The sequence below is a fragment of the Streptomyces sp. NPDC101776 genome, from assembly GCF_044766845.1.
GTDB lineage: Bacteria > Actinomycetota > Actinomycetes > Streptomycetales > Streptomycetaceae > Streptomyces.
Window position 1 is genome coordinate 114,880 of record NZ_JBIWMV010000011.1, and the last position, 16,119, is coordinate 130,998.

Sequence of the window (16,119 nt, forward strand, 5' to 3'; positions counted from 1 at the left end):
GACGGACCGTGGGGTACGTCGGGCCCGTCAGGCCTGGAGCAGGAAGGGGGCCGTCAGGCTGGGCGCGGAGTTGTAGAAGGGGTCGGAGTCCGTGGTGTCGGTGTCGTCGCCGTGCTTCACGGCGAACGCGATGAAGATGATCATCAGGGTGACCGTGATGACGCCGAGGACGGTTCCGATGATCCCCGTGATCAGCCCGGCCTGGGCCTGACCCCGGTTCGTGGCCTCGCCCCGGTCGGCCCGCCTCTTGCCCTTGACGCCGAGGATGATCGCGGTGATGCCGAGGCCCAGCGAGACGACGCCGTAGATGCAGAACAGGCAGCACGACAGGATGCCCAGCACCATCGCCGCGGTGCCCATGTTGTTCTGCGGGGCCATCGGCATACCGGGCCAGCCGTAGCCCTGCGGGTAACCGGGGTAGCCGTAGCCGCCGGGGGCGCCGGGGCCCACGCCGGGACCGGGTTGGGCGTAACCGCCGGGGGCGTTGGGCTGGGCGTAGCCGGGAGCGCCGTAGGTGGGGAGGCCCGGGGGTGTGCCGGGGTGACCGTAGCCGGGGGCGCCTGAAGGGGTTCCGGAGCCGGGCGCGGCGAAGCCGTCGGCCGGCATGGAGGTCACGGTGGCCTGGCTGTGCACGGACTGCGACTGTGCCTGCGGCGGCACCGCGGTGGGCGGGGGCTGGTCCTGCGGCTGAGGCTGGTTGCCGGGGGCGGGCGACGAGGCGCCCTTCTCCAGCGACGTCCTGTTCTCCGGCGGTGCCCACGGGTCGCTGCTCGCGCCCGCTCCCGCACCGGCGTCCGGCTGTGTCTGGTCCCCCACGTCGTTTCCCCGTCCCCGTCCCCGTCGGTCCATCGTCAGAGCGACCATGCTAAGGCGTGCCGGTGACGGTTCCGCCACGCGGGCTGTTACGGATGACGTCGGCGCCGGCGCCACCGGTTCCGGGCCGGGTTGGTTGCCCCGGCTGACCCGGCTGACCCGGCTGACCCGGCTGACCCGGCTGACCCGGCTGACCCGGCTGACCCGGCTGACCCGGCTGACCCGGCTGACCCGGCTGACAGCATGGTCGCCCTCTTCGGTGCGGCACCGGCACCGGCATCGCCGTCGAGGTCGGGCCGCCCAACTGGCCGTTGGCCACTGGTCGCCGCCAACTGTCAGCCGCCCGGTACCTGTTTGCCGTGCCCGCTGCCCGAAAGCCCCCGCCGCAATCACCGTCCCCGCATCACCCGCACCGCGCCACCCGCCACACCCCACGCCCCACGCCCCACGTCCCGCCAATCCGACCCGCACCCCCAGCGCCACCGCTGACCCCCGCCAACCGCTGGCCAACCACCGCCCACCGCCCCGGCACTGCCGGCCCCCGCACCCCCGCCGCCCCCGACCCGCCATACCCCCCACCCCGGCCTACGATGATCCCGAGTCATCGATCAGCCGATCACCCGCGTCCCGCCCGGCAGGGCCCGGGCGCCGTTCCGGGGAGGAACCTTGTCCGACCACAGTGCCGTCATCGCCGGCGGTCAGGCCCGTGACCTGCATGCCTTTATCGCTGGGTTGCCGAAGGCCGAGCTGCATGTCCATCACGTCGGCTCCGCCTCCCCGCGGATCGTCTCGGAGTTGGCCGCCCGGCACTCCGACTCCAAGGTGCCCACGGACCCCGAGGCCCTGGTCGACTACTTCAGCTTCACGGACTTCGCGCACTTCATCGACGTGTACCTGTCGGTGGTGGATCTGATCCGCACGCCGGAGGACGTACGGCTGCTGACGTACGAGGTCGCCCGGGACATGGCCCGGCAGCAGGTGCGGTACGCCGAGTTGACCATCACGCCGTTCTCGTCGACCCGGCGCGGGATCGACGAGCGGGCCTTCATGGACGCGATCGAGGACGCCCGCAAGGCGGCCGAGGCGGACTTCGGGACCGTGCTGCGGTGGTGCTTCGACATTCCCGGTGAGGCGGGGTTGGAGGCCGCCGAGGAGACCGCGCGGCTCGCCACCGATGAGCGGCTGCGGCCCGAGGGGCTGGTGTCGTTCGGGCTCGGCGGCCCGGAGGTCGGCGTGCCCCGGCCGCAGTTCAAGCCCCACTTCGACCGGGCCATCGCCGCCGGCCTGCACTCCGTGCCGCACGCCGGTGAGACCACCGGCCCCGGGACGGTCTGGGACGCCCTGAACGACCTGCGCGCCGAGCGCATCGGACACGGCACCAGTTCCGCCCAGGACCCGAAGCTGCTCGCCCATCTCGCCGAGCACGGCATCGCGCTGGAGGTCTGCCCGACCTCCAACATCGCCACCCGCGCCGTCCGCACGCTCGACGAGCACCCGATCAGGGAGTTCACCCGCGCCGGGGTCCTCGTCACGATCAACTCCGACGACCCGCCGATGTTCGGCACCGACCTCAACAACGAGTACGCGGTCGCCGCCCGCCTCCTCGACCTCGACGAACGCGGTGTCGCCGAGCTCGCGAAGAACGCCGTGACGGCCTCCTTCCTCGACCCGGCCGGCAAGGCCCGCATCAACGACGAGATCGACACCTACACCTCGACGTGGCTCGCCCCCTGACCGACGGCGCTCCCTGACAACCAGCACAATGGCCCCATGCAGAACGTGACCGCCGTGGGCCATCGCGGCGACCCCTACCGTGTCCGCGAGAACACCACCGACTCGCTGCGTTCCGCGCTCGACCAGGGCGCGGACGCCGTCGAGTTCGACGTACGGCTGACCCGTGACGGCGTCCCCGTGCTGCTGCACGACGAGACGCTGACCCGGCTGTGGGAAGTGGACCGGCCGCTGAAGTCGCTGTCGCTGGACGAGGTACGCGGGCTCACGGGCGACGCGGTGCCGACGCTGGTGGAGGCGCTCGCCGCGACCGAGGGCAGCCGGATCATGGTCGATCTGCCCGGGCCCGCCGACCCGCGGGCCGTGCGCCGGATCGTGGACGTGATCCGCGAGTACGGGGCGGACGACCGGGCGTACTACTGCGCGGGCGCCGACGCCATGCTCGCCGTCCGCGCGGCCGAGCCGTCCGCCGAGATCGCCCTGACCTGGACCTCGCTCGCGCCCCCGCGCCCCGCCGTGCTCAAAGCGGTACGGCCGCGCTGGCTCAACTACCGCTTCACACTGGTGGATCGGGACCTCGCCGCACATGTCCACCGCGAGGGCTACCTGCTGTCGGTCTGGACCCCTGACACCCGTCGCTCGATGCGCCGGCTCCTCGACATGGGCGTCGACTCGATCACCACGAACCGCGTCGGCGTCCTGTGCGGACTCAGGAAGCAGGGCTAGGGCTGAGGGCGGCCTCCTCGGCACGTGGCCCAGCCAACTCCCTTGGCGGGGCGATGGATTGGGCGTCCACTCCCTCCCCCACCCACAGCCGGATCAGCAGCGCGGCGGTCGCCTCCAGCAGCCCCGCGCCCTGGTCCAACTCCCCCGCCGCGAAAGGCTCACAGCCCACGTCCCGCACCAACTGCCGTACGACCGCGAGGGCTTCGGCGTCGTCTCCGCTCACGGGGACACCCAGGGGGCGGCCGTCGAACACCGGGGGTGTCAGGCGCCAGACGTCCTCGTGGCAGAGATTGAACGCCTTGACGACGTGGGTCTGGGGGCCCGTGGCGGTGGCGAGTTGTACGGCGGCGGGCGGGCCGCCCGCGGTGAGCAGGCGGAAGCCTTCGCCGACGGGGTTGGTGCAGTCGATCAACACGCGGCCGGTGCACGGGAGTTGGCGGGCCACTTCCACTGCCGCCTGCCACGGCAGTGCCATCAGTACGGCGTCGGTGCCGAAGTCGGCGGCCTGGCGAAGGCTGCCGGACGCGCCGCCCCTTCGCCGTGCCAGCGCCTCCGCGCGCCCCAAGTCCCGTCCGCCGAAGAGCACTTCGTGTCCGGCTCTGATCCACTGCGTACCCAGGGCGTCCGCCATGCCGCCGGTACCGAGAATTCCTATCCGCATCCGCATGCCACGACAGTAGGAAGCGGCTCGGGCACCATGTGGTGCGTGACCTCCGACCCCGTGTTTCTCGCCGACTGCCGGGCCCGGCTCGCCTTCGACCTGTTGGGCAACACCTGGAACTGTGTGGTGCTGTGGGCGCTGCGGCACGGTCCGCGACGGCCGGGTGAGCTGCGTGGGCGGATCGGCGGGATCAGTCAGAAGGTGCTGACCGAGACACTGCGGCGGCTGGAGTTCAACGGGCTGGTGGCGCGGCGGTCCTACGGTGGTTCACCGCCGCGGGTGGAGTACGAACTCACCGCGCTGGGGCGGACGTTGCTCGAACCGATCGACGCGTTCGGGGCGTGGGCCTTCGAGCACGGGGACGAGGTCATGGCCGCGCAGGACGCCTCCGTACGGGACGGTCAGACCCGGGAGGCCTGAGCCACCGTCGCCGGGTCGGCCGGGGTGGCGCGGGTGAGGTACTGGGGGACCGGGCTGTTGTCCTTGCCGGTGTCGCGGGTGAGGCCGTAGCGGGTCGCGCCCTGGGCGGGGCTGGTGGTGATGTCCTGCTCCACCGCGTCCCAGGTGGTGGGGAAGACGTTGAGGCCGTAGTCGGCGCCGCGTTCGTTGACCGTGAGGGTGACGCTGCCGTCGACGTAGAAGTACTCGTTCTGCCACATCTGTTGGGTGCCGGTGGGCAGGACGTCGTAGCCGGTGGTCTTGTTGCCCATGCCGGTGGCGGTGGTGTCGGTGGTGCTGACCGGGTCGTCCATACGGCGGCCACCGCCCGAGGCGACGTGGAAGAGCTTGCCCTTCAACGCGGTCCAACTAGGCATGACCAGCGCGCCGGAGCGGTACTGCGGCGAGACCTGCCAGCGGACGAGGACGTAACCCTGGCCGCTGAGCGTCACGTTGTCACCGCGGTGGTTCATGGTGGCGTGCGCGCCACCGGTGCTGGTCACGCCGGACGCGGGGCGGTGCGGGAGCGCGGCGGGCGGGCTGTCGGGGTCCGGCGCCCGGTCCACGGCGTCGACGACCGAGCCGTAGGGCGTCGCCGTGGTGCTCGTCTTCGACGAGGAGGGGGAGGGCGAGGGAGTCGGCGAGGAGGACGTGGTCCGCGAGGGCGCTGCGCTCGCGGACGGGGTGAGGAACGTACCGGCCGTCACCGAGGGGCTGACGGCCTTCGGGACCGGGGCGTCCGGGCTGTGGGTGACGACATACACACCCCCGGCGGCGATCGTCGCACCGGCCGCCACGGCGACAACGGGCTTGGTCAACACCCCGACAGCCTTCCCCACCCACCCGACCGGCGCCCCGGCCGAGCCGGCGATCCCGGCGGACCCTGCGGCACCGGAGGAGACTCCGGCCGCCCCCGAACCCGCGGCCCCTGCAACACCCGAAACTCCCGCACTCCCGGCCGAACCCGCAGCACCTGCGGCCCCGGCAAATCCCGTAGAGCCGGCAACGCCCGCAGTGCCCGCGACGCCTGAAGCTCCCGCAGCGCCCACGGTCCCCGCAGCATGCACCGCGCCCGCGGCACCGGCCGCGCCTGCCGAACCCGAAGCCCCCGCAACCCCCGTCGAACCCGCAGCCCCGGCCGCATGCGCCGCCCCTGCGACGCCCGAGGCCCCGGCCGAACCGGCGAAACCCGCAGCACCCCCCGCCCCGGCCGAACCGGCAAACCCCGCCGAACCCACGGACCCGGCCACCCCGGCCGCCCCAACCACCCCCGCCGTCCCGCCCACCCCACCCGTCCCCGCCGCGAAAGCCGCCCCCGCTGCCCCGGCCAACCCCGTCGCAGCCGCAGCCGTCTTCGCGCCGAAGGCGAGCGACAGGGTGAAGCCGATCGGGAGGGGGACCAGGGCGATGCCGACGAGGAGGCGTTCCGCGGGGACGACGGATTCGCGGGGGTCGCCGCAGTAGGTGCAGCCTCGTAGGTGGCGGGCCAGGCGTTTGCGCCAGACCGAGTCCTGGCGGCCGTCCCAGCGGGTGGTGACGTCGCGGAGGTCGGGGCAGGCGCCGTCGAGGGCGCGGACGATGCCTCGGGCGGTCTCCAGGCGTTCCTTCATGCGCTGGACGCGGACCGCCGCGTGCTGGCGGCTGATGCCGACCGCCGACGCCAGTTCGCGGCGGGTGAGTTCGCCGGCGACCTCCAGCCACCACAGGGAGAGGAGTTGACGGTCCTCGTCGTCGAGCCAGCGGACCGCCTCCGCGACCTCGCGCCGCTGGCCCTCCAACTGGAGGCGGAGGACGGTGAGTTCGGCGAAGTCGGCGGCGTCCCCGGGTAGCCCGTCCGGGAGTTGGTCGGGGGATTTGCGGCGGCGCGCCCGGTCCCGGATCTGCCGCATGGCGATCGCCACCAGCCAGGACCGGAAGCTGTCGGGGTCGCGGAGCGAGCCGAGGTGGTCGACGGCGCGCAGCATCGTCTCCTGGACCACGTCGTCCACGTCGGCATGGCCGTTGAGGGCGCGGCCGACCACGTTGTAGACCAACGGCAGCCAGCCCGCGACCAGTTCGTCCAGCGCCCGCCGGTCACCGGCCTGCGCCGCCGCGATGGTGGAGCCCCACTGCCGCCCGTCCACGTCGTTCCCCGCCCTCCCCGGCATCATCCGATGTCCCCCGACGTCACTTGCTGTACAGCAGGGTGCCGAAGCCCAGTTGGTCGAAACCGCCGCTGTTGGGGCCGTAGTCGCCACCACCGCCCTCCGCACGCACCTTCTCAGCCATGAGGCTGATGAAGGGGGTGGTCAGGCGGCGACGTCGCGCGTAGTGGTTGTGCAGAATCTCCCAAACCGGGCGAACGGCGCCCCGGGCTATGTCCGAGATCACAGGCTGTTCCATGTACCGGCCGTTGCCCTGGCCGCTGCGCCAGGCGTACGTCGTGAAGGGCACGGCCGCGCCGAGGTTGTACTTGGCGACGTACTCGGCGGACTTCATGAACCGGTTGTCGAGGTAGCCGTAGAGGTCGACGCCCTGGTTCCAGGCCATCTCGCAGACTGCGCCCATCAGGCCCATGCCCATCATGGTGTGGCCCTGGTCGCGGCCGCTCTCCTGCCACTGGGCGAGGTTCTGGCCGCCGTAGACGATGGGGATGGCGTGCTTGAACGAGCCGTTGCCCGCGCCGGACTTCATGTAGGTCACCGCGCGCTGGAAGTCGGCGCTGTTGTCGCACAGGATGCCGGTCGCCATGAGGGAAGCGACGTTGCACAGGTCCCAATTCGCCCAGTAGTTGGTGATGTTGGCGGTGTTGTGGTTCGTCAGGAAGTCGGTGTTCATGGGCAGGAAGACCGTGCGCAGCATCTTCTTGAAGCGGGCGAACTCGAAGTCGGGGTGGTCGCGGACGAGTTCGGCGGCGTTGGCGAACTGGTAGCCGTAGATCCCGGAGGCCAGGAAGCGGTCGGCGTTGCCGTCGACCGAAGTGAGCGTGGCAGACCAGGCGTTGAGGATGGCGACGGCCGTGTCGCCGTGGGCCTTGGTGCCGCCGATCCGCCAGCGCAGGGCGTTCTGGTAGGCGGCGTGGATGTCGTTGTAGAGGGTGACGTAGTTCTGGCCGGTGCCGCCGCGGACGACGACGGCCTGCGGGCGGGGCTGCCAGGTGCTCGCGGAGTGCCGGTTGCCGGTGAGCCGCGTCCAGCCCTTCAGCCAGGGGTCCTTGCGGGCCGCGACACGGACCTTGGCGCGGTGCAGGTCGCCCGCGTTGTGCAGCATGCCCGGGTGGACCAGGGCCTGCGGGCGGGCGGTCGCGGTACCGACGGCCGCGCCCGGCTGCGCGGCGTCGGCCCCGCCGCCGGAGAGCGCGGCGATCCCGCCCCCGACGACTCCCGCCGCCGCGACTCCACCGCCGAGTGTGAAGAGCCCCCTGCGGGTGAGGCGGTGCTTGTTGAGGGGGTTGCGGGCGCTGGCGGCCATGTGGGTGGCTCCGGTGCGTGAGGAGACTGCGGACGCAGGGGGAGACGTGGTGAAGGCTTCCGCGATAACAGTTTTTACGGCCGCCACGGCTCCGAGTGGGAAACCCGTAGGGGGCAACCCCGGCAAAACCCTTGCCCGGTAAGGGAGTTGGCCTTGGCGATACCAGGGGCGTGTGCCCTCCTCACCGACGATCCGCGGACGGGCGCGGCGGACGAGGCTGATCACCGACAGCCACCGGACATCCCAGCAGGAGCAGCCGATGCGCACCCGCCACCGCACCGCCACCGTCCTCACCGCCTCCCTCGTACTCGCCCTCGCCGCAGGGCCGTTGGCAGCCCCCGCGTTCGCCGTGTCCCCTCCGGCCACCGCTCGGCAGACGACCGGACCGGACGCCATCGCACTGCGCGCCGCGCTCGCCGGGCTGCCGGACGCGGACGCGACGGCGGCTCTCGTACGGGTGGGAGGGACGGACGGGAGCTGGCGCGGGATTGCCGGTGTGCACGACCTGGAGAGCGGTGCCGCGGCCGATCCCGACGCACGCTTCCGGGCCGGTTCGACGACGAAGGTCGTGACCGCGGCGACCGTGCTGCGGCTCGCCGCGCAGGGGAAGGTCGACCTGGACACGCCGGTCCAGCACTACCTGCCGGGGCTGCTCACGACGGCCTTCGAGCCCGTCTCCGTACGGCAGTTGCTGAACCACACGAGCGGCATCCGGGCCGGTGACGGTTTCGGGGACGCCTTCGAGGACCAGTACGCGCACCGCTTCGACACGTTGACGCCTCGTCAGGTCGTCGCGTCGGCGGTGGCGAAGGGGCCGGAGTTCCGGCCGGGTGAGCAGCAGGACTACCTCAACATCAACTACACGATCCTCGGCCTGCTGATCGAGAAGGTGACGGGACACTCGTACGCCACGGAGGCCACCCGGCTCGTGCTGCGCCCGGCGGGCCTGCGGGACACCTACTTCCCCGGCACCGACCCGCGCATCCTCGGCCCGCACAACCACGGCTACCAGGCGGTCCAACGGCCCGACGGCACAACGGAGTTCGTGGACGTCACCGACTGGAACCAGGCGGACCGCTGGGCGGCCGGCGACATGATCTCGACGACCGCCGACCTGGAGCGGCTGATCACGGCGCTGTTCCGGGGCCGGATCGTACCGCGACCGCAGTTGCGGGAGATGTTCACCGTCCCGGCCGGCATCGAGGGCGCGAGCTACAGCGCGGGGCTCCAGCGGTTCGAGTACGGCGGGACGGTGTACTGGATCAAGTCCGGTGCCCGGTACGGCTACAGCACGGCCGTCGCCGCCACCCGCGATCTGTCCCGCACCCTCGTCTACTCGGTCGGCTCCACGGACGCGAAGGGCGAATCGATGAACGCGGTGGCGATGCGGATCGCGCTGGCCGCGCTCAAGTAGCCGGGCGGGGACGGAAGTCGGTGCGGGCACCGCCTCGGGGTCGTGGGAGGGGCCGTAGGAGGCGACCGCGATGACGAGGCGCGGGAAGGGCGGCCGGCTCGATCCGTAGCGCGGCGGGGCCGGCCGCCGCGCACGAGGAGTACCGACTGGGCCCCGCCGTCCGGGAGGCAGGCGCCGCTGTCGGCGGCGTACTCGACGGGCCGCCGCGCACGCGGCGACCGTAAACGCGTCAGGTGCTCGGTGTCCCGAGGCTCCCCCAGAAGGCCAGGTCGTGTTCCTGGGCGAAGTCTCGGGTGGACCGGGAGCAGGCCGCCGGGGGGCGGTTGCCCGAGGGGGCCGTGTCGCAGGCCTTCAAGGACATCAACTCCCCTGTCTGTGTGCGGTACTTCGGCCAGGTCGGGGTGCCGGAGCCGTTCGGGTCGCCGGTGGTGGTGAAGTGGTCCCAGAAGGTGATCATCTGGCGGGACAGCTCCAGTTGGTCGTCGTCGTAGGGGAGGGTCTGGCCCAGGTAGTCCCAGAGGTAGCCGAGGTCGTCGACGTGGATGGCGCCGCCGAAGGGGAAGTCCCGTGCCGTGGCGCTCTGTTGCTGGAGGCGGTGGATCGAGGTGAAGTGCGGGGTGTCGCTCTCGGCGAACTCGTAGGCGTACGTCGGCACCCATCGCGACAGCCGTGCCATCAGCTGTCGGCGGTCGTAGGAGGTGGAGCCGTTCTGGACCGCCGTCCAGGCCTGGCCCGGGGTGGGGTAGGCCGTGAGCGGGTACTCGGCCAGGACCTTGGCCGCGTTCGTGCCGTACGTCGACCTCACCGCCTGGGTGTACTGGTCGGCGGTCATCGGTGTGCCGAGGTAGTCGTAGTTCTGGAAGGTGAACAGGCCGCGTTCGCTGTTGGTCTGGCCGAGCATGACCGGGACCCTGGTGAAGTGTCCGGTCTGTACGGCTGTTCCCGGGTCGAGAGGGAAAGCCGTGCCGCCGAGGGACGGGCGGACCGGGGCCTTGAGTTGGGCCGCGATGATCGATGTGGTGGGCTTGGCGCGCAGACAGGCCAGGACGTCGGGGGCGGTGGCGCAGCCGATCTCCTGGACGAAGGCCCGGCTCTGTGTCTCACCGGCCGCCGCCGACTGGAGGGCGCAACCGCCGCTCATGACGACCGCGCGGGCGAACAGGCCCTTGGCGGCGGGCGAGGCGATCTGGTCGCAGACCGAACTGCCGCCCGCGGACTGGCCCGCGATGGTGACGTTCCCGGCGTCGCCGCCGAAGTGCCCGATGTTGGACCGCACCCAGCGCAGCGCCGCCTGCTGGTCCAACAGGCCGTAGTTTCCTGCCCCGTCGGCGTTCTCGGCGCGCAGTTCCGGGAGGTTCAGGTAACCGAGCGGGCCCAGGCGGTAGTTGACGGTGACGACGACCGCGCCGGTCTGCTGGACGAACTTGCGCGGGTCGGTGTCCTGGCCCGCGCCGCCGAAGAAGCCGCCGCCGTGGATCCAGACCACGACCGGGGTGTCCGCTCTACTCCCCTGCGGGGCATAGACGTTGAGGTCGAGGCAGTCCTCGGTGGTGATCGCCTTCTCGTAGCCGGGGTCCCAGCCGGAGGGCTGGGCGCAGCGGTCGCCGAAGCGGGAGGCATCGCGGATGCCGGTCCAGGAGGAGGCGGGTAGAGGGGCCGTCCAGCGGTCGGCGGCGGTGGGGGTGGCTGCGTAGGGGATGCCGAGCCAGGCGTCGTATCCGGCCTGGGCCTGGCCCTCGAGCTTGCCGGCGGTGGTGGCCACCACCAGGGACGTGCGTTCCGAACTCCCTTGTGCGGGAGGGGACTTCAGTACGTGTACGGCGATCGGGGACAAGAGCCCGAGGCCGAGCACGCTCGCGGTCGCCAGGATGGTGCGGACTCTGCTGCGGAGTGTGATCGTCCTTCCCATGACCCACGTGTGTAATCGCTTGGCAATATTGTCGGCAAGATGCGCGACAGGATTGGCTGCAATTGCCCCTGTGGGCGCGGGAGTTACGGCGTGTGGGTCGGCACGGCCGCCGACGGTTCGTCGGTACGGGTGGCCTGTGACGCCGATGTCGTGGGGGCCCGGGACGGTTCCGTGCTGGGGAAGTTGGTGCGGCTCGGGTCCTGGGAGCTGTCGGCGGACCTCTGGCTCGCGGCGGAGCTGGGGGCCTTCGTCGCGGAGGGGACGGGCGAGGCGGGCAAGGCGGACGGGGCGGGCGGGGTCGTAGGACTGCTGCTCGCGGGGGGTGGGGCGAGGGGGACCGTGGGGGTCACGGGGGCGTCGTGGTGGGCCAGGCGGAAGGGGAGGGCGGCGAGGACGAGCACCGCGCAGGTCGCGCCGGCGCCGATCGTCGCGCGGAGCAGGCGACGGCGGTTCGCGCCGCGGCGGATGGTCTCGTAGCGGCCGGGGGGCGGGCCGAGGTACTCGGCGGAGGAGGGGCGCAGGATGACCGTGAGGGGGTCGTCGAGGTCGCGGCCCGGTTCCCCGTCACCCTCGTCAAAGTGTGTGGTCAAGGCTTCTCCTCAGATGGGCGCGGAGCAGTTCGCGGGCCGCGTGGAGGTCGGCCTTGATGGTTCCTTCCTTGCGTCCGGTCAGCACGGACACCTCCCGGATCGGCATGTCGGCGTAGTAGTGCAGGAGGATCGGGACGCGCAGTCGTTCGGGCAGCGACTGCACGAGCAGCCGTACGGACGGATCGGTCTGTTCGGTCGGCGGCCGGATCGCCTCCTCGGTGGTGGCGCGGCGCACGGCCCGGCGTTCGCGCTCCATTTTGCGCCAGTGGTCCCGGACGAGGTTGGCCGCGGTGACGTAGAGGAAGCCGCGCGGTTCCGCCACCTTCGTCCAGCGCGCCCAGAGCCGGGTGAACGCCTCGGAGGCGATCTCGTGGGCCGTCTCGTCGTCGTCGACGAGACGGCGGCACCAGCCGGCGAGGCGCGGGTAGACGGCGGCGAACAGTTCGGACGCTGCCGTCTCGCGGGACCGTTTCAACGCTCTCCATGGTCGTGATGTGGTGCGGGCGGTACGGGTGTCCGGGACATCACGCGGTCAGCGTGGCGAAGACGATCACGTTGTCCAGGTATCCCGTTCCGGTGCGGGTCCCGCCGCAGGTGATGAGACGCAGTTCGGGGCGGGCCACGTTCCCGTACACCTCGTCCGACGGGAAGTCGGCCTTGGCGACCGTCCGTACGGTGGTGACGGTGAACGTGGCCGTCGTGCCGTTCTCCAGGCCCGCCTCGATCCGGTCGCCCTTGCGCAGTCGCGTGAGGTGACGGAAGACACCGTCCCCGTACGCGCCGACGGTCACATGCCCGAGGATCACCGACGGCCCGGTCTGGCCGGGCGTGGGCGAGTGCCGGTACCAGCCCGCCCGGTCGTGCGCGGTGATCGGCGGCACCTGCACGGTGCCGTCCGCGGCCAGCCCCAGCTGCATGACCGGGGTGTCGACCCCGATCGCGGGGACGCGCAGGGTGACCGGGACGGAGCGGGCGAGGGCGTGCGCCTTGCCGCTGCCGGCCTTGGCGGGCGGCGTGGAACTCCCCCGGGTCGAACTCCCTTGTGTTGAACTCCCTTGATCGGGAGCGGAGTTCGCGGCCCGGGTGGTCGTCCCGTGACCGCCGCCGCAGCCGGCGAGCAGCGATGCCGTCGCCGCGGTGACGAAGGCGCGCCTGGAGAGCGAGGTCATGCCCCGGTCGCCCTCCGACGGCGTACGACGACGAAGGCGCCGCCGCCGACGAGCAGCGCGGCGGCTCCCCCGCCGAGCAGCGTGGTCGACGTGTCGTCGGACGACTTCGCCGCCGGTACGACACCGGTGTCGGGGGCGCCGACGGGGACCGCGGCGACCTGGCTCGGTGCCCGGCTGGGCGCGGTGGACGGTTCGGCGCTGGGCGCGGTGCTCGCGCTCCGGGTGGGCTCGGGGGTGGGGGCCTTGGTGGCGCTCGGCGCCGGGGACGGCGCGGTGGAGGCGGCGCGGGTGGGGGCCGCGGAGGCCCCGTCCGCGAACGCGGGCGCGGCGGACGCCAGGACCGCGCCGCAGGTGAGTGCCAAGGCGCTGAGGACAGTTCGGCGCATGAATCGCTCTCTCTCGTCGGCCGCGCCGCCGGGTCCGTGGGCAGGACCGGCGGCGGGACGGGCAGTTGATCGAGCGGAGAGACGAGGCAGCGGGAGGGCGGGTTGTAAAGAGCTGGCAAAGTCCCCGGAGGGGTCGGCGAGTTGAGCGGCGGGCCAGGCGGCGCCTCACATGTTGATCATGTGTCCGGCGAGGCCGTGCACCGCTTCCTTCACCGCCTCGCCCAGGGTCGGGTGGGCGTGCACATTGCGGGCGACCTCGTGGACGGTGAGGTCCCACTGCTGGGCCAGGGTGAGTTCGGGGAGGAGTTCGGTGACGTCGGGGCCGATGAGGTGGCCGCCGAGGAGTTCGCCGTACTTCGCGTCGCTGATCAGCTTCACGAAACCGGTGGTGTCGCCGAGGCCGTGCGACTTGCCGTTCGCGGTGAACGGGAACTTCGCGACCTTGACGTCATGGCCCAACTCCCGTGCCTGCGCCTCGGTGTGGCCGAAGCTGGCGATCTGCGGCTGGCAGTAGGTGGCGCGCGGGATCATCGCGTAGTCCAGTTCCATCGTCTCCGCGTCCGCGAGGGTCTCGGCGGCGATCACGCCCATCGCCTCGGCGGCGTGCGCGAGCATCAGCTTCGCGGTGACGTCGCCGATGGCGTACAGGTGCGGGACGGACGTACGGCAGCGGCCGTCGACGTCGATCGCGCCGCGCTCGGTCAGCCGTACGCCGGCGTTCTCCAGGCCGAAGCCGGTGACGTTCGGCGCGAAGCCGATCGCCTGCAACACCTTGTCGGCTTCCAGGACTTGCCGGGTCCCGTCCTTGCCGGTGACGGTGACGCGGACCTGCGGGCCGGACTCGTCGATCGACTCGACGCGGGTGGAGGTGAGCACGTCGATGCCCAACTTGCGGTACTGCTTGGCGAGTTCGGTGGAGACCTCGATGTCCTCCAGGGGCGCGACCCGGTCCAGGAACTCGACGATCGTGACCTTCACGCCGTAGTTGTGCAGCACGTACGCGAACTCGATGCCGATGGCGCCGGCGCCCGCGATGACGATCGAGCGCGGCAGGTCGTCGGCGAGGATCTGCTCCTCGTACGTCACCACACGCGCGGTGCGCTTGGTGCCGGGCAGCAGCCTGGGGGTGGCGCCGGTCGCGATGACGCAGTGCTCGAAGCCGATGGTGCGCGACTCTCCGTCGTAGCCCGCGACTTGGAGGGTGTGCGGGTCGAGGAAGGTGCCGCGGCCGTCGATCTCCGTGATCTTGTTCTTCTTCATCAGATAGTGGACGCCCTTGACCCGGCCGTCCGCGACCCGGCGGCTGCGCCGGAACGCCTCGCCGTAGTCGAAGGAGACCTCCCCCTCGACCTTGATGCCGAAGGTCTTCGCCTCGCGGGTGAAGATGTGCGCCAACTCGGCGTTGCGCAACAGGGCCTTGGTCGGGATGCAGCCCACGTTCAGACAGACACCGCCCCAGTACTTCTCCTCGATCACCGCGACCCGCTTGCCGAGTTGGGCGGCGCGGATGGCGGCGACGTAGCCGCCGGGGCCCGCGCCGAGTACGACGACGTCGAACCGGTCGTCCGGCCCGCCCTGCGCGTCCTGCTGACCCTGCTGGCCCTGCTGGTCCATCGGAAGATCCTTTCCCACGGGGAAGTCCACGCCCTCCAGGATGCCGCGCCGGTCGACGATCACGCGCATCGGCGCATGTGCGTTACGGCGGCATCGGCGCTACGACGGCTGCGGCTCCTCCGCGCCCGCCGGTGGCGCCCCGCGTCGGTACACGTCCTTCAGGTAGAGCACGAGGGCGGCGCCGAGCACCCACACCGGGAGGATCACCAGGGCGCGGGAGAGGCCGTCGTTCTGGAAGCGGGACAGGCCCTGCATCGCGCGGACGCCGATGCCGACCGGCAGGATCTCGGAGAGCGGGCGCAGCCAGCCCGGCAGATAGGCGGCCGGCAGGATGCCGCCGCTGCTGCTGTTGCCGAGGATCAGCATGAGGATCGAGGCGAGGGTGACTCCGGCCGGGCCGCACAGCCGTAGCAGGACCATGGTCGTGGCCGCGACCGCCGCGCCCATCAGGGAGATCACGACGACGAGGGGCAGGAAGGAGCCGGGCAGCGCGCCGAAGCCGGTGCTTCCGGCGATGGTGGCGATCAGCAGCCCGCCGACGATCCCGAACAGGGCCAGGCTGGCCATCCGCCAGCGGTACTGGAGGCGGGGCGCGAGTTGGTAGGTGGTCATACCGAAGAGGTAGCCCGCGAGGACCAGGCCGAAGGCGGCGTAGAAGACGGAGAGGCCCCGGGTGTCCCCCGCCGCCGCCGGGGCGACGTCCTCGACGGCGAGCTTATGGTGCTCGGCGTGCGCCACCGAGCCGAAGGCGGTGGTCACGGTCGCGGTGACGGCGGCCCCGTTGGCGCTGCCGTAGAGCAGCGTTCCGTCGCCGAGGTAGGCCGCGTAGACCTTCCGGTCCTGTACGGCGTTCCGGGCGGCGGACTCGTCGGGGTAGGTCTCGACGGTGAAGCCGCCCGGGGCGATGTGGTCGAGGTCCTGGCTCAGGCGGGCCTGCGCGGTGCCTATCTCCGTTGTGCCGACGCGGAGTTGATGGGGGCGCGGGGCGTGGAAGGCGGCGAGGTAGACGCTGACGAACACGGCGCCGATCAGCAGCACGACGGCCACGGGGAGCAGGACGGCACGCACGTTTCCGGGGCCCGGGGGCGGGTGGGCCACGTCGAGGGCGTGCTTGTGAGGTTGCCGGACGGCGACTTGCTGGGACATCGGAGCGGCCCTAGATTAGAAGGAAACTGATAATATTTGTACATCATAATCAGCTGCCTTACAAAAGAGGTC

15 protein-coding genes are annotated in these 16,119 nt (G+C 71.6%); 4 read left to right on the forward strand and 11 right to left on the reverse strand.

The window, feature by feature from the left end:
* Window positions 1-27: 27 nt before the first annotated feature.
* The gene (locus ACIRRY_RS30200; RefSeq protein WP_403978607.1) at window positions 28-816 is read right to left on the reverse strand and encodes a DUF4190 domain-containing protein; all 789 of its coding nucleotides are present in this window, start codon (window positions 814-816) and stop codon (window positions 28-30) included.
* Window positions 817-1,479: 663 nt separating this feature from the next.
* On the opposite strand from ACIRRY_RS30200, the gene ACIRRY_RS30205 reads away from it, so the two are divergent.
* Together ACIRRY_RS30205 and ACIRRY_RS30210 are read left to right on the forward strand one after the other, a co-directional pair.
* A complete protein-coding gene (locus tag ACIRRY_RS30205) occupies window positions 1,480-2,547 on the forward strand; it encodes an adenosine deaminase (protein WP_403978610.1) in 1,068 nt (355 codons plus the stop codon).
* Between the two features lie 36 nt (window positions 2,548-2,583).
* Window positions 2,584-3,270, forward strand: a complete 687-nt coding sequence (locus tag ACIRRY_RS30210) for a glycerophosphodiester phosphodiesterase (RefSeq protein WP_403978613.1) — start codon at window positions 2,584-2,586, stop codon at window positions 3,268-3,270.
* On the opposite strand, the gene ACIRRY_RS30215 is transcribed toward ACIRRY_RS30210, so the two are convergent.
* Entirely contained in the window at window positions 3,254-3,931 is a 678-nt protein-coding gene (locus tag ACIRRY_RS30215; protein WP_403979065.1) for an NADPH-dependent F420 reductase, read from the reverse strand. The genes ACIRRY_RS30210 and ACIRRY_RS30215 overlap by 17 nt on opposite strands.
* A gap of 36 nt (window positions 3,932-3,967) precedes the next feature.
* Between ACIRRY_RS30215 and ACIRRY_RS30220 the strand changes: the two genes are divergently transcribed.
* Window positions 3,968-4,351, forward strand: a complete 384-nt coding sequence (locus ACIRRY_RS30220; RefSeq protein ID WP_403978616.1) for a winged helix-turn-helix transcriptional regulator — start codon at window positions 3,968-3,970, stop codon at window positions 4,349-4,351.
* On the opposite strand, the gene ACIRRY_RS30225 is transcribed toward ACIRRY_RS30220, so the two are convergent.
* Window positions 4,333-6,492 (reverse strand): RNA polymerase sigma factor, encoded by a 2,160-nt coding sequence (locus ACIRRY_RS30225; RefSeq protein WP_403978619.1) that lies wholly within the window; start codon window positions 6,490-6,492, stop codon window positions 4,333-4,335. The genes ACIRRY_RS30220 and ACIRRY_RS30225 overlap by 19 nt on opposite strands.
* Window positions 6,493-6,535: 43 nt before the next feature.
* Window positions 6,536-7,819, reverse strand: coding sequence for an alginate lyase family protein (locus tag ACIRRY_RS30230; RefSeq protein ID WP_403978622.1), 1,284 nt, complete (start codon window positions 7,817-7,819; stop codon window positions 6,536-6,538).
* Between the two features lie 259 nt (window positions 7,820-8,078).
* Between ACIRRY_RS30230 and ACIRRY_RS30235 the strand changes: the two genes are divergently transcribed.
* Window positions 8,079-9,233, forward strand: a complete 1,155-nt coding sequence (locus tag ACIRRY_RS30235) for a serine hydrolase domain-containing protein (RefSeq protein ID WP_403978625.1) — start codon at window positions 8,079-8,081, stop codon at window positions 9,231-9,233.
* Window positions 9,234-9,462: 229 nt separating this feature from the next.
* Here the strand turns inward: ACIRRY_RS30235 and ACIRRY_RS30240 are convergent, their stop codons facing one another.
* The 7 genes from ACIRRY_RS30240 to ACIRRY_RS30270 all read right to left on the reverse strand — a co-directional run bounded on the left by ACIRRY_RS30240 (window position 9,463) and on the right by ACIRRY_RS30270 (window position 16,047).
* On the reverse strand, window positions 9,463-11,142 hold the full coding sequence (locus ACIRRY_RS30240; RefSeq protein WP_403978628.1) for a carboxylesterase/lipase family protein: 1,680 nt from the start codon (window positions 11,140-11,142) through the stop codon (window positions 9,463-9,465).
* Window positions 11,143-11,225: 83 nt separating this feature from the next.
* Window positions 11,226-11,732 carry a hypothetical protein gene (locus ACIRRY_RS30245; protein ID WP_403978631.1) on the reverse strand — a complete coding sequence of 169 codons (507 nt, stop codon included), beginning with the start codon at window positions 11,730-11,732 and terminating at the stop codon, window positions 11,226-11,228.
* Complete coding sequence (locus ACIRRY_RS30250) at window positions 11,716-12,207, reverse strand: RNA polymerase sigma factor (RefSeq protein ID WP_200691890.1); 492 nt, start codon at window positions 12,205-12,207, stop codon at window positions 11,716-11,718. Before ACIRRY_RS30250 ends, ACIRRY_RS30245 begins: the two co-directional genes overlap by 17 nt.
* Before the next feature lie 49 nt (window positions 12,208-12,256).
* Window positions 12,257-12,901, reverse strand: coding sequence for a class F sortase (locus tag ACIRRY_RS30255; RefSeq protein ID WP_403978634.1), 645 nt, complete (start codon window positions 12,899-12,901; stop codon window positions 12,257-12,259).
* Window positions 12,898-13,287 (reverse strand): LPXTG cell wall anchor domain-containing protein, encoded by a 390-nt coding sequence (locus ACIRRY_RS30260; protein WP_403978637.1) that lies wholly within the window; start codon window positions 13,285-13,287, stop codon window positions 12,898-12,900. Before ACIRRY_RS30260 ends, ACIRRY_RS30255 begins: the two co-directional genes overlap by 4 nt.
* A gap of 165 nt (window positions 13,288-13,452) precedes the next feature.
* A complete protein-coding gene (gene lpdA, locus ACIRRY_RS30265; protein WP_403979068.1) occupies window positions 13,453-14,901 on the reverse strand; it encodes a dihydrolipoyl dehydrogenase in 1,449 nt (482 codons plus the stop codon).
* A gap of 99 nt (window positions 14,902-15,000) precedes the next feature.
* Window positions 15,001-16,047: an ABC transporter permease gene (locus ACIRRY_RS30270; protein ID WP_403978639.1), complete on the reverse strand. Its 1,047-nt coding sequence runs from the start codon at window positions 16,045-16,047 to the stop codon at window positions 15,001-15,003.
* Window positions 16,048-16,119 lie beyond the last annotated feature (72 nt).